Annotated in this window: 18 protein-coding genes and 2 pseudogenes; 8 read left to right on the forward strand and 12 right to left on the reverse strand. The window is 63.4% G+C overall.

Going from position 1 to position 21299, the window contains the following annotated elements; translation table 11 throughout:
- Nucleotides 1-109 precede the first annotated feature (109 nt).
- The 4 genes from P9255_RS01585 to P9255_RS01600 all read right to left on the reverse strand — a co-directional run bounded on the left by P9255_RS01585 (nt 110) and on the right by P9255_RS01600 (nt 5753).
- Entirely contained in the window at nt 110-2017 is a 1908-nt protein-coding gene (locus P9255_RS01585) for a TRAP transporter large permease subunit (protein ID WP_404980230.1), read from the reverse strand.
- Nucleotides 2014-3045 carry a TRAP transporter substrate-binding protein gene (locus tag P9255_RS01590; protein ID WP_309768541.1) on the reverse strand — a complete coding sequence of 344 codons (1032 nt, stop codon included), beginning with the start codon at nt 3043-3045 and terminating at the stop codon, nt 2014-2016. The genes P9255_RS01585 and P9255_RS01590 overlap by 4 nt, the downstream gene beginning before the upstream one ends.
- A gap of 112 nt (nt 3046-3157) precedes the next feature.
- Nucleotides 3158-4270, reverse strand: a complete 1113-nt coding sequence (locus P9255_RS01595; protein WP_309768542.1) for a zinc-binding dehydrogenase — start codon at nt 4268-4270, stop codon at nt 3158-3160.
- 37 nt (nt 4271-4307) lie between these two features.
- A complete protein-coding gene (locus P9255_RS01600; RefSeq protein ID WP_309768543.1) occupies nt 4308-5753 on the reverse strand; it encodes an aldehyde dehydrogenase family protein in 1446 nt (481 codons plus the stop codon).
- A gap of 177 nt (nt 5754-5930) precedes the next feature.
- Here P9255_RS01600 and P9255_RS01605 point away from each other — a divergent pair, with 177 nt between their 5' ends.
- The 3 genes from P9255_RS01605 to P9255_RS01615 all read left to right on the forward strand — a co-directional run bounded on the left by P9255_RS01605 (nt 5931) and on the right by P9255_RS01615 (nt 9112).
- Entirely contained in the window at nt 5931-6869 is a 939-nt protein-coding gene (locus P9255_RS01605) for a LysR substrate-binding domain-containing protein (protein ID WP_309768544.1), read from the forward strand.
- A 141-nt stretch (nt 6870-7010) separates the two neighbouring features.
- Nucleotides 7011-8168, forward strand: a complete 1158-nt coding sequence (locus P9255_RS01610) for a CaiB/BaiF CoA-transferase family protein (protein ID WP_309768545.1) — start codon at nt 7011-7013, stop codon at nt 8166-8168.
- Entirely contained in the window at nt 8165-9112 is a 948-nt protein-coding gene (locus tag P9255_RS01615) for a CoA ester lyase (protein ID WP_309768546.1), read from the forward strand. Before P9255_RS01610 ends, P9255_RS01615 begins: the two co-directional genes overlap by 4 nt.
- A 57-nt stretch (nt 9113-9169) precedes the next feature.
- Here P9255_RS01615 and P9255_RS01620 read toward each other — a convergent pair whose 3' ends face one another.
- The 5 genes from P9255_RS01620 to P9255_RS01640 are packed head-to-tail and all read right to left on the reverse strand — an operon-like array spanning nt 9170 to nt 13465.
- Nucleotides 9170-9937: an SDR family NAD(P)-dependent oxidoreductase gene (locus P9255_RS01620; protein WP_309768547.1), complete on the reverse strand. Its 768-nt coding sequence runs from the start codon at nt 9935-9937 to the stop codon at nt 9170-9172.
- A gap of 21 nt (nt 9938-9958) precedes the next feature.
- Entirely contained in the window at nt 9959-10171 is a 213-nt protein-coding gene (locus P9255_RS01625; RefSeq protein WP_309768548.1) for a hypothetical protein, read from the reverse strand.
- 25 nt (nt 10172-10196) lie between these two features.
- On the reverse strand, nt 10197-11846 hold the full coding sequence (locus P9255_RS01630; protein WP_309789071.1) for an MFS transporter: 1650 nt from the start codon (nt 11844-11846) through the stop codon (nt 10197-10199).
- 60 nt (nt 11847-11906) lie between these two features.
- Nucleotides 11907-12269: a 5-carboxymethyl-2-hydroxymuconate Delta-isomerase gene (locus tag P9255_RS01635; RefSeq protein WP_309768550.1), complete on the reverse strand. Its 363-nt coding sequence runs from the start codon at nt 12267-12269 to the stop codon at nt 11907-11909.
- A gap of 17 nt (nt 12270-12286) precedes the next feature.
- The gene (locus P9255_RS01640) at nt 12287-13465 is read right to left on the reverse strand and encodes a mandelate racemase/muconate lactonizing enzyme family protein (protein ID WP_309768551.1); all 1179 of its coding nucleotides are present in this window, start codon (nt 13463-13465) and stop codon (nt 12287-12289) included.
- A gap of 140 nt (nt 13466-13605) precedes the next feature.
- On the opposite strand from P9255_RS01640, the gene P9255_RS01645 reads away from it, so the two are divergent.
- A complete protein-coding gene (locus P9255_RS01645) occupies nt 13606-14355 on the forward strand; it encodes a GntR family transcriptional regulator (RefSeq protein ID WP_309768552.1) in 750 nt (249 codons plus the stop codon).
- Between the two features lie 65 nt (nt 14356-14420).
- Here the strand turns inward: P9255_RS01645 and P9255_RS01650 are convergent, their stop codons facing one another.
- The 3 genes from P9255_RS01650 to P9255_RS01660 all read right to left on the reverse strand — a co-directional run bounded on the left by P9255_RS01650 (nt 14421) and on the right by P9255_RS01660 (nt 18697).
- The gene (locus P9255_RS01650) at nt 14421-16436 is read right to left on the reverse strand and encodes a TonB-dependent receptor (RefSeq protein WP_404980240.1); all 2016 of its coding nucleotides are present in this window, start codon (nt 16434-16436) and stop codon (nt 14421-14423) included.
- A gap of 265 nt (nt 16437-16701) precedes the next feature.
- Nucleotides 16702-17223: a hypothetical protein gene (locus P9255_RS01655; protein ID WP_309789072.1), complete on the reverse strand. Its 522-nt coding sequence runs from the start codon at nt 17221-17223 to the stop codon at nt 16702-16704.
- A 52-nt stretch (nt 17224-17275) separates the two neighbouring features.
- Complete coding sequence (locus P9255_RS01660; protein ID WP_309768555.1) at nt 17276-18697, reverse strand: MATE family efflux transporter; 1422 nt, start codon at nt 18695-18697, stop codon at nt 17276-17278.
- Between the two features lie 170 nt (nt 18698-18867).
- Here P9255_RS01660 and P9255_RS01665 point away from each other — a divergent pair, with 170 nt between their 5' ends.
- The 4 genes and pseudogenes from P9255_RS01665 to P9255_RS27245 form a co-directional block, all read left to right on the forward strand.
- Complete coding sequence (locus P9255_RS01665; RefSeq protein WP_309768556.1) at nt 18868-20070, forward strand: serine hydrolase domain-containing protein; 1203 nt, start codon at nt 18868-18870, stop codon at nt 20068-20070.
- A gap of 31 nt (nt 20071-20101) precedes the next feature.
- A pseudogene (locus P9255_RS27240) lies at nt 20102-20254 on the forward strand (TetR/AcrR family transcriptional regulator); the annotation flags it as partial.
- Nucleotides 20255-20269: 15 nt separating this feature from the next.
- The gene (locus tag P9255_RS01670; protein ID WP_309789073.1) at nt 20270-20677 is read left to right on the forward strand and encodes a TetR family transcriptional regulator C-terminal domain-containing protein; all 408 of its coding nucleotides are present in this window, start codon (nt 20270-20272) and stop codon (nt 20675-20677) included.
- 320 nt (nt 20678-20997) lie between these two features.
- A pseudogene (locus tag P9255_RS27245) lies at nt 20998-21150 on the forward strand (porin); the annotation flags it as partial.
- Nucleotides 21151-21299 lie beyond the last annotated feature (149 nt).

Consider the following 21299-nt stretch of genomic DNA (forward strand, 5'->3'; position numbering starts at 1 on the left):
CGGCGATGGAAACATCGTCGCCCTTGGCTTATTCAGCCCGGGCGCGCGATAAAGAGAAAGGCGGCGATATCGCGAACATCGCCGCCTTTCTCACGCTCGCCCGCAAAGGTCAGGGCGTCTTGAGGAATCCGATCGAGATCCACGGCACCAGCGCAATCACGATGATGCCGATGAACAGCGCGACCATGTAACCGATGATCGGCCGGATGCCTTCGTCGGGATGAATCTTGCTGACGGCGCAAGCGCCGTAGTAGCCGACACCGAACGGCGGCGCAAAGAGGCCGAGGCCCATCGACAGGATCACGACCATCGCGTACTGCACTTCGTGAATGCCGACATCGCGTGCAATCGGAAACAGCAGCGGTCCGAACAGCACGATTGCCGGAATGCCTTCGAGCACGCTGCCGAGCAACACGAACATCACGATCGACACGGCCATGAAGCTCATCGCACCGCCCGGCAGACGTTCCATGAACGCAGCGAGACTGTGCGAGAAGCCCGACTGCGTGAGCGCCCAGGCCATGGCCGTCGCGGTGCCGATGATGATGAGGATCGCGCCGGACAGCGCCGCCGTTTCCACGAGCATCGGCATGATGCGCTTGACGTCGAAGCGTCGATAGACGAGCAAGCCCGCGATCAGCGAATACACGATGCCGACCGTCGACACTTCCGTCGCCGTCGCCACACCTTCGACCACGGCAAAGCGGATAACGACCGGCAACGCGAGCGCCGGTATCGCAATCACGAGCGTCCTGCCGATCTCCGCGCCCGTCGCGCGTTTCGCCGATGCAGGCTTCACGCCGCGCGCGCGCCACCACACGAGCAGGCACAGCGCGATAGCGAGCACGAAGCCCGGCAGCAAGCCGCCGGTGAAAAGCGCGGAAATGGATACGCCCGTGACCGAACCGATGGTGATCAGCACGATGGAAGGCGGCACGGTTTCCGTCTGCGCGCCCGTCGCCGATAGCAGCGCGACGAGTTCGCCCGGCTTTTCTCCGCGCTTCTTCATTTCGGGGAAGAGAATCGGCGCGACGGCGGCCATGTCCGCGGCCTTCGAACCGGAGATGCCCGAGATGAGATACATCGCGCCGATGAGCACATACGAGAGCCCGCCGCGCACGTGACCGAGCAGCGACGCGAGGAAGTTGATCATCGCGCGCGCCATGCCTGTCATTTCGATCAGCAAGCCGAGGAAGATGAACATCGGCACGGCCAGCAGCAGCAGTTGCGACATGCCTTCGTCCATGCGGCTAACGACGATTTCGAGCGGCATCGATGTGGACAGCGACAGATACGAGAACACCGCGAGCCCGAACGAGAACGCGATCGGCATGCCCGAGAGCACCGTGAATCCGACCACGCCGACGAAGAAGATCAGCAGGTTCAGATTGCCGAGCGATTGCAGCACGGGACCGACGGTATGCAGCGCAGTCACGACCGCCGCCGTGACCACGATGCCGATCGCCGCCGTTTTCCAGCCGCGCGCGAGCAGCTTCACGAGCGACATGAGCAGCATGCACACGACGCCATAGACGATGGCCGCGACGCGCAGGCCATCGTTGATCTCGAGCGCCGGCGTGACGATGCCCCATTGCTGGTTGATGAACGCGTACACCGGCGCGGCGATCATCGCGAGGAAGAGCAGGCTCGCGATGAGCGCGACGTTGTCCCACACTGCGCCCCACTCCTCGCCCGCGCGATTGACGATGGCCGTCATGCGCATGTGCGAGCCGCGATGCAGCGCAGTGGCGGCGCCCGTCATCGCGAGCCAGAGAAACAGAATCGCCGCGAGTTCATCGCCCCAGACGAGCGGCTGGTGAAAGACGTACCGCGCCACCACGCCGCTGAAAAGCAGCACGATTTCGGCGAGCACGAGCAGCGCCGCGGGAACCGACACCATCAACCCGAGGATGTGATCGGCGAGCGCGAGTCCGCGCGGCATCGACGCCAGACCGCGAGCCCCTTCGCTCACTCCGTCCGGGGCTTGCGTGAAGTCATCGGCGATATGCGTTCTCATGCGAGTTTCCCGGTGACTTTTTCGAGCAGCGCCCATTCTTCTTCGCCGAAGAACTTCTTCTGCTCGGCGTAGAAGCCCGATTTCCGGAGCACGTCGCGGAAGCTGGCCACATCGGGCGCATTGAATTGCAGGCCCTTGCTTTCCAGCGTCTTTTGCAGCGACGCGTTCAGTTGCGCGACGTCCTGGCGCTGAAGCATGGCGTACGCATTCAGATGCTTCGACGTGATGTCGCGAACGCTCGCCGGCAGTTTCTCCCACGCGGCGCGGTTGCCGAGGAACCAGAAGCCGTCCCACATGTGGCTCGTCATCGAGCAATACTTCTGCACCTCGTAAAGCTTGGCCGTGTCGACCACGGCGAGCGCGTTCTCCTGACCTTCGACCACCTTCGTCTGCAGGGACGAATACACCTCGTTGAAGCTGATCGACGTAGGCGCCGAGTTCAGCGCGCGGAACAGCGAGATCCACAGGCGGCCCGGCGGCACCCGAATTTTCAGGCCCTGCAGATCGGCCGGTGTCGCGATGGCCTTCGAACTCGTGGTGATCTGGCGAAAGCCGTTGTCCCAGACCTTTTCCTGCACGACGAGACCGGCCTTCGTAATGAGGCCGCGCAGGTGCGCGCCCAGTTCGCCGTCGAGCGCGCCGAAAACCTGGTCGTAGTTCTTGAACGCGAAGCCCGTGCCGGTGATGGCGGTTCTCGGCACGAGGGAAGACAACGCGTTCGCGCCCGACAGCGTGAAGAATTCGAGCGCGCCCGCACGCAGTTGCGCGAACATGTCCGGATCGCCGCCGAGCTGGTTGTTCGCGAACACGCGAATCTCCATGCGGCCGTCGGTCTCCTTCTTGATGGCATCGGCGGCTTGCTGGATACGCACGTTCAGCGGATGCGACGCCGGCAGGTCCGTGCCCACCTTGTAGCTGAATTCCGCCGCTTGCGCGCGTCTGATCCACGGTGCGCCCATCAGGCCCGAGGCGGCCACCGCTGCCGTTCCTGCGCTCGTGACGAGGAAGCTGCGACGATCGAGTTTCATGGGTTGTCTCCTGTTCTGTGATATTTATGAGGACGCCGGTTTCATGATTGAACCGGCGCTTTGCTGCGAGAATTCGTGTGCCCTGCCGAGTGCCGTGTGCCCTTCAATCGGATCAGTCGACCGTGATGACAGGCTTCACCTCCTCAAAATTCTTCATGCGCGTGAGTGCGGTGTTGACCTCGTCGAGCGTGTAGCGGCCCGTGATCATTTCGTGGAACGGAAACGCGTGCTGGTGCTTTTCGAGGAACTGGAGCGCGAGCGAATAGCTGCGTGCATCGCCTGAAAAGGAACCGATGACCTGCAGGTTCTTCTTAACGATCATCGAGGGCGCGACCGTCGTCGATGCTTCGCCGAGCTGGCCGACCACCAGATAGCGGCCGCCCTTGCGGGCAAGCGCGAGACCTTCTGCGAACGCGGCGGGCACGCCGGTGAACTCCATCACGATGTCCGCGCCGCGGCCTTCGGTTTCGGCGAGCACCGCATCGAGCCGCTCCTGCGGCGTCGTGCCTTCCACGGCGATGCAGACATCCGCGCCGAAGCGCTCCGCCATTCTGAGCCGCGTGGAAGGCGAGCCGATCACGATGATCTTCTTCGCGCCGCGCACCCGTGCGTTGGCGGTCGCGAGCAGGCCGAGCGGACCCGCGCCCTGAATCAGCACCGTATCGGTCGGCTCGATTGCGCCGATCTGCGAGAACGCGTTCATCACCGAGCGCAGCGCGCAACTCGACAGGCTCGCGAGTTCGTTCGGCACCGAGTCCGGCACGCGCAGACGCCCCGCCTGCGGCAACACGTAGCCATATTGCGAGAAGCCGCCGAGCAGATACGGCGATTCCTCGATGTTCTCGTACATGTACGCGCGACGATTCGTGCAGAGCGTCGGCTTGCGCGCGGTCGTGCAGAAGTAGCAGCCGCCACAGGACGTATGCGTATAGACGATGCGATCGCCCTCCCTGAGCGGCGTGCCGACCGAATCGGTGGTCACGCCCGCGCCCGCGCGCACCACGCGGCCCACCATCTCATGACCGATGATCACGGGCAGATTCACCTTCAGCGAAAGCGAACCCTGCCACAGATGAACATCGGTGCCGCAAATCGAGCACATCTCGATCTTCACGAGCGCGGCGTTGGGCTCGGTCTCGCGCGGCAACGGCACCTCCTCGATCTTGAGCGGCGCCTTGAACTCACGCAGCACGGCTGCGCGCGAAAATTCCGGAACGGCTGTCATGCGCTTATGTCTCCTCGTCGATTGCATGCGCTCTGGATCAGCCGTGCTTCAGCACGACGGTCTTCGCGACGGTGTATTCCTTGAGCGCTTCCAGGCCCTTCTCGCGGCCGTGACCGCTGCGCTTCACGCCGCCGAACGGCAATTCGATGCCGCCGCCCGCGCCATAGTTGTTGATGAACACCTGCCCCACGCGCAGCTTCTTCGCGACGCGCATCTGCCGTGCGCCGTTCTCCGTCCACAGGCCCGCAACGAGTCCGTACGCGGTGCCATTGGCGATGGCGATGGCGTCGGCTTCATCCTCGAACGGAATAGCCGCGAGGACGGGACCGAACACTTCTTCCTGCGCGAGTTCGTGCGTCACCGGAACCGGCCCGAAAAGCGTCGGCGTAACGAAATAGCCGGTTTCGACGGCGCTCGTGTCGAGCGAGCCTTGCGCGATCACGCCAATGCCGTCCGCGCGTGCGCGATCGATGAAGCCCTTCACTTTCGTCTGCTGCGTGCCGTTGATGACCGGGCCGCACGGGAGATCCGCCGCCGGCGCACCGACGCGCACTTCCGACATCTTCTCCTTGAGCATCGCGACGAAACGGTCATATGCCGAACGTTGAATGAGCACGCGGCTGCCTGCCGAGCACGTTTGCCCTGCGTTCTGCGTGATGACACCGACGATCGTCTTCGCCGCGTTCTCGAAGTCGGCATCGTCGAACACGATCTGCGGTGACTTGCCGCCGAGTTCCAGCACACAGGGCACGTGGTTCTTCGCGGCTGCAGTCTGAATCAGCGTGCCGACTTCGGGAGAACCCGTAAAGGACAGGAAGTCGATATCGGAATGTTGCGACAGCGCCGCGCCCGCTTCCTCGCCGAGACCGGTCACGAGATTGATAACGCCCGAAGGCAAGCCCGCTTCATGCGCGAGCGCGGTGAGACGCATGCAGCTCATGCTCGCGTCCTCGGCGGGCTTGAGCACGACGGTGTTGCCTGTTGCGAGCGCGGGACCGATGGTGCGGCCGAACATCGATGCGGGATAGTTCCACGGAATGATCAGCCCGCATACGCCGCGCGGCTCGCGCTGCACGGTGACCTGAAAGCCGTCGAGGAACGGCAGCACGTCGCCGAGAATCTTGTCTGCGGCGCCCGCGTAGAACTCGAAATAGCGTGCGGTGGCGCGGATATCGGTGCGCGCCTGCGTGATCGGCTTGCCGGTGTCGCGCGCTTCGAGCTGCGCCAGTTCTTCGAGATTGTCCAGAATCAGCGCCGACAGCCTGCTCATGATGCGGCCGCGTTCGAAGCCGGCCATGGTGCTCCACGGACCGGCAAGCGCATCGCGCGCCGCCGCGACCGCGCGATCCACTTCCGGCTTGCCGCCGCGAGAGATCGAGGCAAAGACTTCGCCGTCGCTCGGCGAACGCACTTCAAGCGATCCCTTCGACTGTGCGGCGCCCCACTCGCCGCCGATGAAAATGGTACTGACCTCTGCTGGCATTGCTGTGTCTCCTGTTCGATATACGGTTGGCGATCGAAGTTATCGTCTTGCTTACGTGAAAAAAAGTATAGGGAGATCGCCCGAACCGCTACAAATACGAATTGGCAATAGAGGATATAATTGCTTCCTATATCCTGCGGCAATCCATGCAAAGGCTGCATAGGAGAGAAGACCAGAATGGACATTCGCCAGATGCGTTATTTCGTGGCCTGCGTCGATGCGGGAAGCCTCTCCAAGGCGGCGCTCGCCCTGTCCATCTCGCAGCCGTCGCTCAGTCAGCAGATCGCTGAAATGGAAAGCGATCTCGGCGTCCCGCTTCTCGTGCGCAGCTATTCCGGCGTCGCGCCGACCGAAGCCGGCGTGACCCTGTACCGTCACGCGCAATCCATCATCAAGCAGATCGCGCAGATGCGCGGCGACGTGAAGCGCGGCGAACATGCGCTTACCGGCCAGGTGGCCGTCGGCCTGCCGACGAGCGTCTCGTCGGTCCTCGCCGTGCCGCTTTTCGAGCGCATGCGCGCGACGTATCCCGGCGTCCAGTTGCAAATCTTCGAAAGCATGAGCGGCTATTTGAACGAGTTGCTCGCCAATGGCCGGCTGGACATTGCCGTGCTCTTTCGTGAGACCGAAACGCGCGGCGTATCGGTGATTCCGCTCTTCAACGAGCGTCTCGCCGTGCATGGCGCGGCGTGGGTCGGCAGTCCGCGTGCGAAAACCGTGCGGCTCGAACTGCTGTCCGGCGTGCCGCTCGTGCTGCCGGGCAAGTCGCACGGCTTGCGCTTGCTGGTCGAGCGCGCGTTCGATAGCGCGGGCCTCGATCTGAACGTGGTGGCCGATATCGATTCGCTTCCCACCATGCTCGAAATCGCGCGGCGTGGCGAAGCTGCGACCATCCTGTCGAGCTATCTCGGACGCGGACACGCCGGCAAAGGGCAAAGCACGCAAAAGGACCTGCTGACGCGCTTTCTCGTCGAGCCGACGATCGAACGCTCCGTCGCGCTGTGCCGCCTGAATGCCGTGCCGCAAACCGCGGCGTCGCGCGCGGTGCAGGAATGCATGGAGAAGATCGTCGCCGAAATGGCGCCGGACATCGACGGCGCCGCGAAGGAGAGATAAGCCGCCGGGCCGGGTATATTGGATTCGCCTATACCCCGTAGTTCCAAACAGTATTTCCTCCTTGAGCGTCACGCGCGCTACGATTTTTCGTACGGTGGCTGCACGGCCACAGACGTGACGCATACAACAAGGAGACAAGGCATGTCGCTTCCGCTTTCGGGCATCACGGTAGTGTCGCTTGAACAGGCCATTGCCGCGCCGCTCGCGTCCCGCCATCTCGCGGACTGGGGCGCGCGCATCATCAAGATCGAACGGCCCGGCAAGGGCGATTTCTGCCGCGACTACGACACCGTCATGAACGGCATGTCGAGCCAGTTCGTCTGGACCAACCGTTCGAAGGAAAGCGTCGCGCTCGATATCAAGAGCGACGAAGGCGCCGATGCCCTCTTCTCCCTGCTCGAAACCGCCGACGTCTTCCTGCAGAACCTCGCGCCGGGCGCGGCCGCGAAGCTCGGGCTCGACGCGAAGTCGCTCGTTGCGCGCTTCCCGCGGCTGATCGCATGCGACATTTCCGGCTACGGCAGCGGTGGTCCGTACAGCAGCAAGAAGGCGTACGACCTGCTCGTGCAATGCGAATCCGGCTTTCTCGCGATCAACGGCAGCGAAGCGGAGCCGGCCAAGTGCGGGCTCGCCATCGCGGATATCGCCACCGGCATGTATGCGCTGAACGGCGTGCTCATGGCGCTTTATCATCGCGAGCGCACGGGCAAGGGCACGGCGTTCGAGGTGTCGCTTTTCGATTCGATGACCGAATGGATGAGCTATCCCGCCTACTACGTCACAGGCAGCGGCAAGCCGCTCAAGCGCAACGGCATGCGTCACGCGACCATCGCACCATACGGACCTTTCCGCACGGGCGATGACCGCAGCATTTTCTTCGGCATCCAAAACGAGCGCGAGTGGCTGTCGTTCTGCGATGTCGTTCTGGGCGACGCCAGCATCGCCGTCGATGCGCGCTTCGACACGAATCCGCAACGCCTCGCCAATCGCGACGCCCTCGAAGCGCTGATCGAAGCCCGTTTCTCCGCATGGACGAGCGAGGACGTGCTCGCGCGACTCGATCGCGCCGCCATCGCCAATGCACGCATGAATTCGGTGGAAGAGTTCGTCGATCATCCGCAAGTCCATGCACGCAAGCGCACGCGCGAGATCGGCTCGCCGACGGGACCGCTTGCCACGTTCCTGCCCGCGATCACCATTGCCGACATGGAGCCGGTGATGAAGCCCGTTCCGGCTGTCGGCGAACATACGCAAAGTGTGCTCGATGAACTGCGCGCGAACAAACGGAGCGCCGCATGAGTGACGCAAACGAATATCGCCTGACGCGCACCGTGCTGGCGGTGCCCGCGAATCGCAGGCGTCATGTGGAATCGGCGGCGCGCTCATCGGCGGATGCGGTGTTTCTCGATCTCGAAGACGCCGTGCCCGAGTCGGAGAAGACGGAAGCGCTGCACGGCGCCGTGCGTGCGCTGCACGAACTGGACTGGGGCGCGAAGACCGTGCTCGTGCGCGTGAATGCATACGGCAGCCGTCATATCGACGATGAGATACGCACGCTCGCGCCGATCGCGCGGCTCGATTCCATCATCGTGCCGAAGGCCGAACGTCCCGCGCATATCGAAGCCATCACGCGCATGGTCGATGCCGCCGAAGGCGATGCGCGCGCCACGCCGCTCGCCATCGACCTGTTGATTGAAACCGCGCTCGGCCTCGTGATGGTCGAAGCGCTCGCGCAAAGCAGCACGCGCATTGCAGCGCTGCATCTCGGCGTCGGCGATTTCGCCGGCTCCATCGGTGCGCGCAGTGCGCAAATCGGCGGCTCCCCGGCGGGTTACCGGCAGACGTCGCTCATTGGCGAACGCTATGCCGAGACGCCGCTCGACCTCTTCGCCTATCCGATGATGCGCGTGCTCGTCGCCGCGCGCGCCTTCGGGCTGCGCGCCATCGACGGGCCGTGCGGCGCGTATCGCGATGAAACGCTCACGCGCGCCTGGGCGGAGAAAGCGGCTGCGCTCGGTTTCGACGGCAAGCAAGTGATTCACCCCTCGCAGATTGATGCGACGCGCGGCGCGTTCACGCCGTCGCCGGACGAGCTTGCGTTTGCGGCCCGCGTCGTGGACGCGATGCGGCAGGCGGAAGCCGACGGACGCGGTGCGGTATCCGTCGAAGGCAAGATGATCGACTATGCGAACCTGCGCATGGCCGAGCGCATATTGATGCTCGGCATGGCGGACCGCCGCTGAACGCTGCGCCGTCCGGCGATCGACCGGCGGCGCTTGCTCTCGCCTTCATTGCGCGGATCAGACCGCGCCCGCGCCCCACGACAGGAACCCGCCGTCCACCGGCAGCACCACGCCATTCGTATAGGCGGCTTCGTCCGACGCGAGATAACAAATTGCCGCGGCAATCTCCGATGTCGTGCCGTAGCGGCGCATCGGGATCGCGCGTGAGTATTCCTCGCGGAACGCATCGCTGTGCAGTGCTCGGGTCATGGGCGTATCGACAGGGCCAGGTGCGACCGCGTTCGCCGTGATGCCGTAATCGCACAACTCGACGGCCATCTGCCGCGTCAGCGCGATCACCGCGCCCTTAGACGTGCCGTACGCAGTGCGGCCCTTGCCGACCGCGCGCATGCCCGCCACCGAAGCGATATTGACGATACGTCCCCAGCGGCGCTCGACCATCAGCCGCGCGGCGTGCTGCGCGCATAGGAGGGTACCGGTAACGTTCACCTGCATCGTGTTGAGAAAGGCATCGAGCGGATAGTCGATGAACGGAACCAGCTTGGCGATGCCCGCACCGTTCACGAGGACGTCACATCGTCCGTGCGTTTTCGATATCTGTTCGAATGCGGAAGCGATGGACTCGGGCTTGCCGACATCCATCTGCAGCGCCGAAATCGACAACGCCTGCGCATTGAGGCGCGCAGCGGTTTCTTCGGCGCCCTCCCTGTCGAGGTCGGCCAGCACTACGTGATACCCGCGCTTGCCGAGTTGCTCTGCCGTTTCCGCGCCAATGCCCATTGCGCCGCCCGTCACCACCGCGACGCGTCCGCTCGTCTTCTCCACGTTGTCTCCGTTTATAAGCTGTCATGTGTGCGGCCCATTATCGGAGACGTGCCGGGGCTGCTCAATGGATATTAATGCAGCGTTTTGTGAGGAAACGTCACTGTCGAGCGTCGTCGACGCTTTGCCTTGCATCACCACCTTGTTCGCGATCATCAGTTGCGCTGCTTCTGCGAAGCTCGACCAGAACCCCGCAAAATGTCCGCGCCGCTCGAAGTCGATGAGCGTCGCGAACAACTGGTCGATTTGCCGATGGCCGCGTCTATCTGCAATGCGGCGCGGCCCGCGAGTTCGGGCGCGAGCAGCCAGGCCCAGCTTTCCCCCCGGCGATGAGCGTGGCGGACAACGCGTCTTCGAGATAAACGAAGCTGGCGTTGTGATTGATGGGCCGCATGCTGATGCGCCCGCTCGATTCGAAAGCAACCAGCGCTGAGGCCGCATGGGCAGCCCTCCTATCGCCGGTCGATGAGGCGATTGGCCTCTTCGCTCGCCGACGATTCGTCCGAGCCGGATTTTCTTCGATCACGCCTCGATGCTTTGCACGGCGAAACGCCGGAGGACGCAACACAGCGCTGGCGCTCCGACATCGTTCACTTCGCCTCGCGTGTATGGCGCATGCCGGAGTCGTCGTAAGCGGAGACGCGCTCTGCCTTGGTCTTCGACAACGCGATCGCCACGCCGCCCGCCATCGCCGAGACACCAGCGCCAGCAGCGACAGCTTGTAGTCCGACGAGATCGATCGCACATAGCCGACCACCAGCGGCCCGAGAAACTGGCCGATCAGATTGCCGACGCCGCTCACGAACGCCACTGCGGGCATCGCCTTGCGCATCGGCAGGATCTCGGTCAGACGTGTGAACACGAGCGGCATCAGCATCTTCAACGTGAAGCCGAGCGCAATGAAAAGCGCAATTTGCAGCCAGAAAAGCGAAGCAGGCACGCAGGCCGCGGCGATCATCAACAAGCCGGTCAGCATCGTCGGCACCGCAGCGTGCCAGCGTCGTTCCTGCCCATGCCGGTCGGACCGGCGGCTGATGTAGTAGATGCCCAGCATCGACATCACGAAGGGCGCGCCCGCCAGAAAACCGATCGTCGTCTCGCTCAGCGTGCCGTAAGACTTCAACACCGACGGCAGCCACAGCGTCGTGCCATAGAGCAGGATCGTGTTGAGGCCGAAGCCGAGGGTCAACAGCCATACGGCCGGCTCGCTGAAGATTGTCCACCACGGATCGCTTTCGGGCTTGGCATAGGCAGCCTGCTCTTCCGTCAGATCGCGCTGAATGACCGCTCGATCAGCGTCGCCGAGCCAGCGCGCGAGATCGATGCCTTGCGGAATCGCGCGGAACCAGACGATGCAGAAGACCCACGCCGGTAAGCCTTCCGCGATGAGCATCACGCGCCAGTCGTAATGCGAGATCAACGCGCCTGAGATCGGACCGGCGAGGAAGCCGCCGAGCGGCGCGCCGAGATTCCAGATGCCGAACGCGCGCCCGCGCTCCGCTTTCATGAACCATTGCGCGAGGAGCATGGAGGTCGCCGCATAGACGGGACCCTCGGCGCAGCCGAGCAGAATACGCACGGACAGAACTTGCCGGAACGAATGCGCGAAGCCGGTGAGCATCGCCGCGCCGCCGAACAGCACGAGGCATATCGCGACGAGCCGCCGCGCGCCGAACTTGAGCGCGAGCCACCCGGCGAGCAGTTGCGTGAACGCGTAACCCCAGGCGAAAGCGCCGCCGATCCATCCGGCCTGCAAGGATGTGAGGCCGAGTTCCTTCGACATGTGCGGCAGCGCCATCGCGATGTTCACACGGTCGAAGTAGGACAGCATGTAGACGGCGAATGTCATCGGCAACACGATCAGCCAACGATTCCTGCCGACGCTCGGCGTCTCTGTCGCCAATGGGTTCACGGCGGTCTCCTGTTAGTTTGTTTTGATTTCACGGCACTCGTGACACGCAGACCGCACGCGTCAGAGCGCTTCCTTCACGTATGAGCCGCTGTCCATTTCGACGATCTCCACGCTCAGCTTGACGAGCCTGTCCGGCGACCGGCGGCATCGCGCGCGCAGGACGTTAGCGATCAGCGATGCGAGCCGCGCGCGCGTCTCCACGTCGCGCCCCGGCAGCAAGCGCAACTGGGCATGCACGTAGCCGCGTGGCGCGTTCGCCGCGCCGACGCGCACCGCGTCGCAGCGCGTGACGCGCGATTTCAGATCGGCTTCGTCCCTGATCGCGCCGCTTGCAACGAGCGCTTCGTTGAGTTCGGCGAGCAGCGGCGCGAGGTCGCCGTCGTCGAGCACACCCGGCGAATAATCGATGATGAGATGAGGCATGACGGGCGTTCCTCGCGTTACTGGTCCATCGGCGCGCCATCGACCGTGCGGCGCATCGATACGGGCCGGTAAAGGGGCTCGCGCAGCGTCTCGACATCGTCATGCAGCTCCACGCCGATCCCCGGCGCATCCGTCACGGCGATGAACCCTGCTTGCGGCACCGGATGATGCTTGACGAGGTCCGAGCCGAGCAGCTTCTGCCCGGACTTGAGCACGAGATTCTCGAAGCCGGTCGGATACTCCTGGATCGCAAAGTTCGGCACGGCCGTGGCGACCTGCATGCACGCGGCCAGACTGATCGGCGAGAGCGGATTGTGAGGGGCGATATCGACGTTCTGCGCTTCGGCGAGCGCCGCGATCTTCTTCGCGCCGGTGATGCCGCCGCACACGCACACCGACGTGCGGGCATAGCGCACGCCGCCGCCCGCGAGCTGCATGTGGAATTCGGCGGGCGTCGAAAAACGCTCGCCGGTCGCGATCGGGACGCGAATCGCGTGGCCGACCGTCGTCATCTGCGGATAGAACTCGGGGCGCAGCGGGTCTTCGAGCCACATCGGCGTGAGCGGCTCGAGCACCTGACCGATCGCGATCGCCTCGGCCGGCGACAGGCGCCGATGCATCTCAATGAGCAGATCGACATCTGGACCGACGGCCTCGCGGAAAGCCATCACGCGCTCCTTCGCGTCGCGCACCTTGCCCGCGTGTGAGCGGAAATACGCTTCCCCCTCGGGTTCATCGAGGAACGGGTTGATGTGACCGACCGCGGTGAAGCCCTCGCCGCGCAGACGCCGGCAGTCGGCCAGGACTTCTTCCAGCGTCTCGGCGTAGACGTGACCATAGACGCGCAGCTTGTTCCGGTACGCGCCGCCGAGCAGTTGCCACACGGGCGCCTGGAGACGCTTGCCCAACAGGTCCCACAACGCGATGTCGATCGCCGATACCGCCGCGTTCACCGCCGTGCCGCGGAAGTGCGAGAAGCGCTGCATCACGTTCCAGTGCAGTTCGATCTGGTTCGCGTCCTGCCCGACGAGATACTTGCCGAACTTCTCGAGCGCGGCCTTGGCGGCTTCGATATGCCCCCACGAGCCGGCCTCGCCGTAACCGGTCAGTCCGGCTTCGGTGCGGATGCGTGCATAGAGGAACTGGCCGATGTGCAGAGCTTCGACGGAGGTGATGCGATGGACGTTTCGATTCATGAAGGGTCTCGACTGCGTGATGGTCGGGTCGCGGACGGACGAGCCGCCCGGCGAGCGTCGAGATGAACTTTATGAACAAGTCCGCTGCTTGGGAATCAAATTCTATAGTGTTGCTTCTGCATTCTATATAGAATTCGCCAATGGACTCTCTCGACCTCAGCCCCGCTTTCGTGCGCCTCGCCCGGCACATTCGTGAACGTATCGTCGGTGGCGAATGGCTGCCGGGGCAGTTGCTTCCGGGGGAAGAGGCGCTTGCGAAAGAGTTGAAGGTCAGCGTCGGAACCGTGCGCAAGGCCTTCGACGTACTGAGCGGACAGGGCCTCGTCACGCGGCATCGCGGGCGCGGCACGTTCGTCGCCCGGGCCACGAACGAGCGCGCATTCACGAGCTTCTTTCGTCTCGTGGAGCGGCGCAGTGGCGTCAAACGCCTGCCGGTCGACACCATTCTGTTGCGCGAACGCGCCCCGGCCGATGCCGCGGAGTGCGCGGCGCTCAAGCTCGAGCCGGCGTCGCTGGTGTATCGGCTGCGCCGGCGGCGCGCACTGGACGAGACGCCGCTCGTCGTCGAGACCATCACGTTTCCGTACAGCCGGGTCGGCGAACGCGAATGGGGCGACGATTGCGCGAGCGCGCATCTCGTGTATTCGTTTCTCGAGCAGCAGTGCGGCGTATCGGTCAGCCGCGTGGAGGACCGGCTTCAGGCCTGCCTGCTGCCTGAGGATGTGGCACAAGACTTCGGCCTGCCGGCAGGGCATCCGGTGCTGCTGTCCATCCGGACGGCCTTCGATCTGCGCGGCGCTCCGGTGGAGTATCGCCGCTCGTGGATGGTCACCGATACCCAGGACTATCTGAGCGAATTGCGCTGGGTCGCGGGAGACGACGGACATTGACGTCGTAGTGTGAACGTGCGATCTGCGCCGCCATCTCGGCCGACGATGCGCGCGGACCGTCCAGGCTAGAACGTCGTGCGCAGGCCGACCATCACGCTGCGGGCGCCTTCGGGCGCGATATCGCGCACGACCGAGCTTGCATAACGGATGTCCTGGTTGGTCAGGTTGTCCCCGCGCACATACGCGAGCCAGTTCGTCGCGCCGACGTGGAACTTGTACGTGAGCATCACGCCCAGCCGCGTGTAGCTCGCCGTCGGCAGATCGTTTTCGGGCACGCGATGCTGCGCCCACGCGTGCTCCATCTCCGCGCGCGCGCCGAACGGTCCATAGCCGTAGTCGAGCGCGACCGTCGCCCGCAGCGGCGAGATGCGCGGCAGCGGCTGACCGGTGTCTATGTTGCGGGCATGCGTGTAGTCGCCGATCAGCGAGACATCGACCTTGTGCGCGCCTTGCTCGAAAACCCGCCACTTTCCATCGAACTCGATGCCGTACAACTCCGCGCGCACGCCGCGATAGACCGCTTCGTTCAGCGCGTCGCCTGTGCCGGGCGGCACGACTTCGTCGCCGTCGTCCACCAGGCGTCCGGTGTTGTACTCGGTCAGGTAATTTTCGAAGCGGCTATAGAACGCGCCGATGCTGCCCCGGTTCGGCCCGCTCGCAAAACGCAGCGACAGATCGGCCGAGACGGCCTTTTCCTTCTGTGCCTCCGGATTGCCGATCAGGTACTGACCGGTCGCATCATGCGGCCCGTTGGCGAAGAGTTCGTACAGCGCGGGCGCGCGTTCCGTATAGGCGACGTTGCCCGCCACCGACCACGCGGGCGTCAGCTTGTACAGCGCGCCGAGCGACGCGCTGACCGCGTTGAAATCGCGATCCGCGGCGCTCGCGAACTTGTCGTTGCCCGCCGCGGCCGGGTCCTGCTTCACATGTTCATAGCGTGCGCCCGCGCTGAGGTTGAGCGCATCCGCGACCTTCCATTCTTCCAGCGCGAACAGCGCGATGTTGGTCGTCTGCGTGGTCGGCACGAGCGTCTCGTCGCCGAGCGCGGAGAACGTGTTCTGGCTGATCTGCACGCCGATCGCGCCTTCGAGCGGACCGATCTTGCGATGCTGCGCCTCCAGCCGCGCTTCATAGCCGTGATTGCGGAATGTCGTGCCGGTCTCGCCGTTGTCGATTTCCCTGTGCTCGTAGTCCGTGTAGCCGAAGTCGAATTTCAGTTGCGAAAACGGCCCCTGAAGATTGCGCACTTCGGACGCCACCGCGACGTGATCCTGATGCATGCGCAGCCGCACATCGTCTTCGGCGACGGAGCCGTAGTTCGCTTCGTAGCCGTTGTACGACACGCCCGCGTAGCCATCGGCCCACGTGTACGACGTACCGAGCGCGCCTCCGTGCCACCGGCCGTCGCTGTTCGGAATGCTGCCGTAGGCCTGGTCGGCGTCGGGGCCGTCGAGCGCGCGCTGACGATCGGAATGCGCGAAGCCCGGTATGCGCTTCTTGCTCGTTTCGCGATCGAATGCATCGACATGAAAGGCGAACTGCCCGTTGCCGCCTTCGACCATTGCTGCGCCGGCGCGCGCAAGGTTGGCGCCGCCGTAGCTCGCATCGAGAGCACCGTCCACGCCCTTGATCGGCTCGCGCGGGATGCGGTTATCGATTGTATTGACCACGCCGCCGATCGCATTGCCGCCGTACAGCAGCGCCGCCGGTCCGCGCACGATCTCGACACGCTCGACGGTTAGCGGCTCCTGCGGCACGGCGTGGTCATACGAGAGCGACGAGGCGTCCCAGGCTGCGACGCCGTTCTGCAGCAGGCGAATGCGGTCGCCATCCATGCCTCGGATGATGGGACGGCCGACCATCGGTCCATACGTCGTGGTCGATACGCCCGGCAGACCGTTGAGTGTCTCGCCGAGCGAGTTCGTTTGCCGGCGCGTCAGCTCATCTCCGAATAGCGCCGTCGCCGGAGCGATGAGGTCGGTGTCGCCGAGGGGATTGGCGGTCACGAAAACCGGGGAGAGCGCGTCACCAGGAATTGGAGAGCCGCTGACAGCCGCGTTCTGCTGTGCATGGCAATGAATGCGAAGCAAGCCAGCGATAGCGGTGAGAAATGAAGGATTCGTCTGGGCAGGTGCTTGAGGTTTTTATTCACGGTCAACTGTCCGGTTTTTACTGTGGCTCCTCCGCGCTATGAGTGTAACGATATAACATTGCACTCACAGCGCGGCACATGCATCGACAGACCTCTCGCCGATGCGCGGGTGCAATGTTATATTGTTGCATCCCGTAGGTAAACGGACGTTCGTCGGATGCAATCTGCCGACGGAAGCGGAACTGCAACCTGGCTCATTTCGGAATTGAGAACGCACTCTTGAGCGTGTTGACTCCTTCAAAGTGAGCCTCGATTTCTGTGAGACGCTCGTGAGAAACGGTTCCACCCATTCCGTCAATCAACTTCAAAAGCGGGTCGGGCGAGCCCGCCGCGCCCCACTGTCCCTCCGGTACTTCGACGACGTGCACCCAGATGCCGGTGCCGTCATCCGACGGATCGACGACTAGCGCGTCGCGAAGATGCGCGGTGATCTCGGCAATCGCGCGAAGCTTGAGATCCGTGTTGAGGAACGCCTCGGGCGCGATGATGCGAGCAAAACACATCGTGCGGCCACGCACGTAGGTGTGATCGAACCGGCCGCCGACGGCCCAGTCTTGCGTCGGTAAAACGCGAAACCATATCCAGTCGCGCAGAGAGGCCGCCTCGGTCGGACCGCCGATTTCGATGTCGAGCATTGCTTTCGACAATGCCTGTGCAAGGGACTCTTTCGTCCGGGGCGGATTGGGTTCTCGGGTCGTGACTTCGATGAATGGCACTTCGACGCTCCTTTCGGTGAAGGTGGCTCGATCGACAGGACGACGCAAGCGGTCAGCTCCGCCCGCGCCGGCCCCAGTCTGCGCGGATCGTCCATCCGGTCAGGATAAGCCCGTACATCACGAGTCCAGCGGCGATTGCAGCGAACAGCCACAGCACTGAACCGGTCAGCGTCAGTGCAAACCATCCGCCTCCCGCCACCAGTAGCAGCCGGGCCAGACCGCCTAACACGGGCCATAGCAAGGTCCCGGCGCCCTGGTTCGCGAAATACAGCGCAAAGCCAAAGCCGTACAGCCCATAAAAAGGCCCGACCACGCGCAGATAGGTGGATCCCGCGGCAATCATCGCCGGGTCGGAGCCGAACAGGCGCAGCCACAGCGCGGGGACAAATGCCGCCGTCAACCCGAGCCCCTCCGTCATGACGAAACAGACCGCTCCGCCGATCAGCGCGATCGACCGCGCCCGCGGACCGCGCGCCGCGCCCACATTCATGCCGACCATTGCGACCAGCGTGCCGCCTACGCCAAAGACCAGCGGGACCAGCAGATACTCGAGACGGGCGCCGGTGCCGAAACCGGCGACCTCGGCTGCACCGAATCGATGACCTATCAGCGCGGTGGCGGAGGCGATCGTTGCGTTGGTGACAACGGAAGACAGCGCGGCGAGCGCGCCCACGCGCAGAATCTTCGAGAACACCTGAGCGCGTAGACGCACCCACCGGAACCGCGCGGCATTGCGGCCGCTCAGGATGTACCAGCCGAAGAACAGCGCGCCGCAGAAGTAGTAGAGCAGCAGCGCGACGCCACCGCCTGCTACGCCGATGCGCGGGAATGGCCCAATACCGAAGATCAGCAACGGCGATAACGGCACCAGTATCAACACACCGCCGCACATGCCTATTGCGGGAATGGTCAGATTGCCGGTGCCTCGAATCACGGCAGCAAGTGCGTTCATGATCCACAGAACCGGCATGCCGAGAAAAACGACGTTCGAATAGGTCAGCGCCGCGCTGAGCGATGCGCCCTCACCGCCCAGCGCCCGATAGAGGGACGGCCCGCAACTGAGGATGACAACCGAGCAGACAAGCCCGAGCCCGCCCGTCAGCACGATAGCGTGAAGCACCAGCGCATCCGCCTCGTCACGCCGGTCACCGCCGATCGCCCTTGCGATCGCCGACGAGATGCCGCCTCCGAATGCGCCGCCGGACACCGTCTGCATCAGCATCAGCACCGGGAACACGATGGCCATCGCGGCGAGGACATCGGTGCCGAGCCGTGACAGATACCAGGTTTCAATAAGTCCGGTCGCCGCCTGCGCGACCATGATGATCACGTTGGGCCAGGACAGGCGGACCACGGTCGAAAGAATCGGCCCATCGAGAAGCAGCGTGCGACGCAGCGCATGTCGGTCGGCAACAGCACCGCTCACGACATCTTGCGCGCGCAGGTCTCCCGAGCCGGAAGAACGCGTGTTCATCAACTCTCCTGAAGCTCCGCGACGTCGTGTCACGCCGCCGGAAAGCCGCCATCTTAAATTTGAGCTACTAGTCGGTCAAGCGAAGCAAAGCTTGTTGACCGACTAGTAGCTCAAATGCTAACGTGCAGTCCAGTTGGGCGCTCGGCCCTGACTTTCCATGAGGTAGCAACGTGGCAAATGACCTTTCGATCGCGGCCCGGCTCGACTTCAAGCCACTCGACAATCAGCTGGGCGACGCCATCCGCAACGGCGTCGCGCCAGGTGTGGTCGCGATCGCGGCAATGCCTGACGGCATCATCTACGAAGGCGCGTTCGGCAACGCGGGCCTGGACGACGATGCGCCGATATCGCCGGACACGGTGTTCTGGATCCTGTCGATGACAAAGGCCGTGACAGCCGCAGCCTGTATGCAAATGATCGAGCAGGGCCGTCTGCATGTCGATCAACCTGCGGCAGAAATACTGCCGGCGCTGGCGTCGCCGCAGGTACTGGAAGGCTTTGCGCCGGACAACACGCCGCTCCTGCGTCCGGCGAAGCGCCCGATCACGGTTCGCCACCTCCTTACGCACACCTCCGGCCATACCTACTCGTTGTGGAGCGAAGCGCTCGCGCGCTACGAGGAGGTCACCGGCACGCCAGTCATTTTCTCGGGCAAGAACGCGGCGTTCGACGTACCGCTGGAATTCGATCCCGGCGAGCGATGGCACTACGGGATCTCGCTGGACTGGGTCGGCAAGCTCGTGGAAGCGGTCAGCGGTCAATCGCTGGACGTGTATTTCCGCGAGAACATCTTCTCTCCATTGGGGATGAAAGACACCGGCTTCGTGATCGGCAGCGAGCAAAGGCGCAGGCTTGCGACGGCTGCACAACGGCAGCCGGATGGTTCCTTAATGTCGGAACCCTATGAGCCGCCCCAACGGCCCGAATTCTTCATGGGCGGCACGGGTCTGTTCAGCACACCCCGGGACTATCTGACTTTCCTGCGCATGCTGCTGCAGGGCGGTAGCCTCGACGGCGTTAGAATCCTGAAGCCGCAGACCGTTGCCGCGATGATGAGCAACCAGATCGGGGACCTTAACGTCGAAAAGATGGTCAGCCCCCGCCCCGCACGTTCGAACGACTTCGATCTCTTTCCCGGCATGAAGCACAAATGGGGCTTTTCATTCGACATCAACGCGCAACCCGGCCCCTTCGGTCGAAGTGTAGGCAGTGCCGCGTGGGCGGGCGCGTTGAACACCCACTACTGGATTGATCCCGTGAAGCGGGTCACCGGCGCACTGTTCACTCAGGTGTGGCCGTTCTACGACGACCAGGTGGTCGGTTTATTCAACAGATTCGAGCAAAGCCTGTATCGGGCCATCGAGAAAGGCTGATCGGCGCTGCTCGTTGCAAGGAAGATTCGTGATGTCAAAGCCGTCGAAGCGTGAGCAGTTGCTTGAAGCGACAAAAGATCTCCTCTGGGAAGTCGGATTTGAAGCGATGTCGCCACGCGATATTCAGGAGCGTAGCGCTGCCAGGCCCGGCAGTCTCTACCATCACTTTCCGTCGAAGCTCGCGCTTGCCGGCGAAGCGATGAGCGAGATCGCGCAGAAGGACATCGCCAGAATCGACGAGTTCTTCGCCGTTGATGCCCCTCCTCTCGACACCGTGAAACGCTATCTTCGTCTCGAACGGGACAGCGTTCGCGGATGCAGGTTCGGGCGTCTGGTCAACGAGGCTTCCATCGAACATGACGAACTGCGCCGGCCCGTCACCGCGTTCTTCGACACCATCCGACGGAACCTGACCGACAAGCTATCTCAGGCGAAGGCCGAAGGAACACTGCCGCAGCGCGTCGATCCCGAGAAGCTCGCCCTCACACTTCTTGCTCTGATTCAGGGCGGGGCCATTCTCGCCCGGTCGTATCAGGATGAGTCGCTCGCCCGGCAAGCGATCGAAGGCGCGCTTTCGCTGCTCGCGCACGCCACGCAACAGAGCTGACCCACGCAACGACCCGAATGAGCGGTCGTCATACATTTATTTAGGATGTCTTTATATGACACATCTGTATGAGCTTTAATCGGCTCTATATATTGCCGGGCAGTGGCTCGTCATCATGGGGTTGCGGCGGTTTGGGGGCTCCTGGTTTCACAGCAGCCACAAGGGACGGTCATCAGGCACATGAAACTTCGATGATCGCGTGCGTCGCCATCCCTGCGTCGGCGCACGTTAGCAAGTAGGATTGCACCGCTGGTCGGTGAGTCATTGCTCACAGATGAGCAATCCGTTAGCCGGTTTTCGACCACTACCCTTCGACCACCGGCGTCGCGACCGGATCTATCCATCGTTTCCGTGCGGACAGCGCGGATTGGGGTTCGAGCTTGTGGGGTTTGAAAAGCGCATAAGACCTCGGTTACGACCACGAAGCAGTTTTCCAGTTGGAAGGCAGCTTCAACGCGAAAGGCGGTGGACTGCATGTCGTGCGCGCTCGCCGTTACGAATCAGCTACACCAGAAACCCTGGGTCGAGCATGTACAACGAAGCAATGGCTTTCGTTGAGGCCCTTTCAACGCACGCGATATTTCGGGCCGACTAATGACCATGTCTAACAGTCGATTTACAG

The sequence above is a fragment of the Caballeronia sp. LZ019 genome (assembly GCF_031450825.1).
GTDB lineage: Bacteria > Pseudomonadota > Gammaproteobacteria > Burkholderiales > Burkholderiaceae > Caballeronia.

Coding starts and splice junctions, on each gene's coding strand:
- P9255_RS01585 (WP_404980230.1), bottom strand. CDS start 2,017: ATGAGAACGCATATCGCCGATGACTTCACGCAAGCCCCGGACGGAGTG.
- P9255_RS01590 (WP_309768541.1), bottom strand. CDS start 3,045: ATGAAACTCGATCGTCGCAGCTTCCTCGTCACGAGCGCAGGAACGGCA.
- P9255_RS01595 (WP_309768542.1), bottom strand. CDS start 4,270: ATGACAGCCGTTCCGGAATTTTCGCGCGCAGCCGTGCTGCGTGAGTTC.
- P9255_RS01600 (WP_309768543.1), bottom strand. CDS start 5,753: ATGCCAGCAGAGGTCAGTACCATTTTCATCGGCGGCGAGTGGGGCGCC.
- P9255_RS01605 (WP_309768544.1), top strand. CDS start 5,931: ATGGACATTCGCCAGATGCGTTATTTCGTGGCCTGCGTCGATGCGGGA.
- P9255_RS01610 (WP_309768545.1), top strand. CDS start 7,011: ATGTCGCTTCCGCTTTCGGGCATCACGGTAGTGTCGCTTGAACAGGCC.
- P9255_RS01615 (WP_309768546.1), top strand. CDS start 8,165: ATGAGTGACGCAAACGAATATCGCCTGACGCGCACCGTGCTGGCGGTG.
- P9255_RS01635 (WP_309768550.1), bottom strand. CDS start 12,269: ATGCCTCATCTCATCATCGATTATTCGCCGGGTGTGCTCGACGACGGC.
- P9255_RS01640 (WP_309768551.1), bottom strand. CDS start 13,465: ATGAATCGAAACGTCCATCGCATCACCTCCGTCGAAGCTCTGCACATC.
- P9255_RS01645 (WP_309768552.1), top strand. CDS start 13,606: ATGGACTCTCTCGACCTCAGCCCCGCTTTCGTGCGCCTCGCCCGGCAC.
- P9255_RS01660 (WP_309768555.1), bottom strand. CDS start 18,697: ATGAACACGCGTTCTTCCGGCTCGGGAGACCTGCGCGCGCAAGATGTC.
- P9255_RS01670 (WP_309789073.1), top strand. CDS start 20,270: ATGAGCGAGATCGCGCAGAAGGACATCGCCAGAATCGACGAGTTCTTC.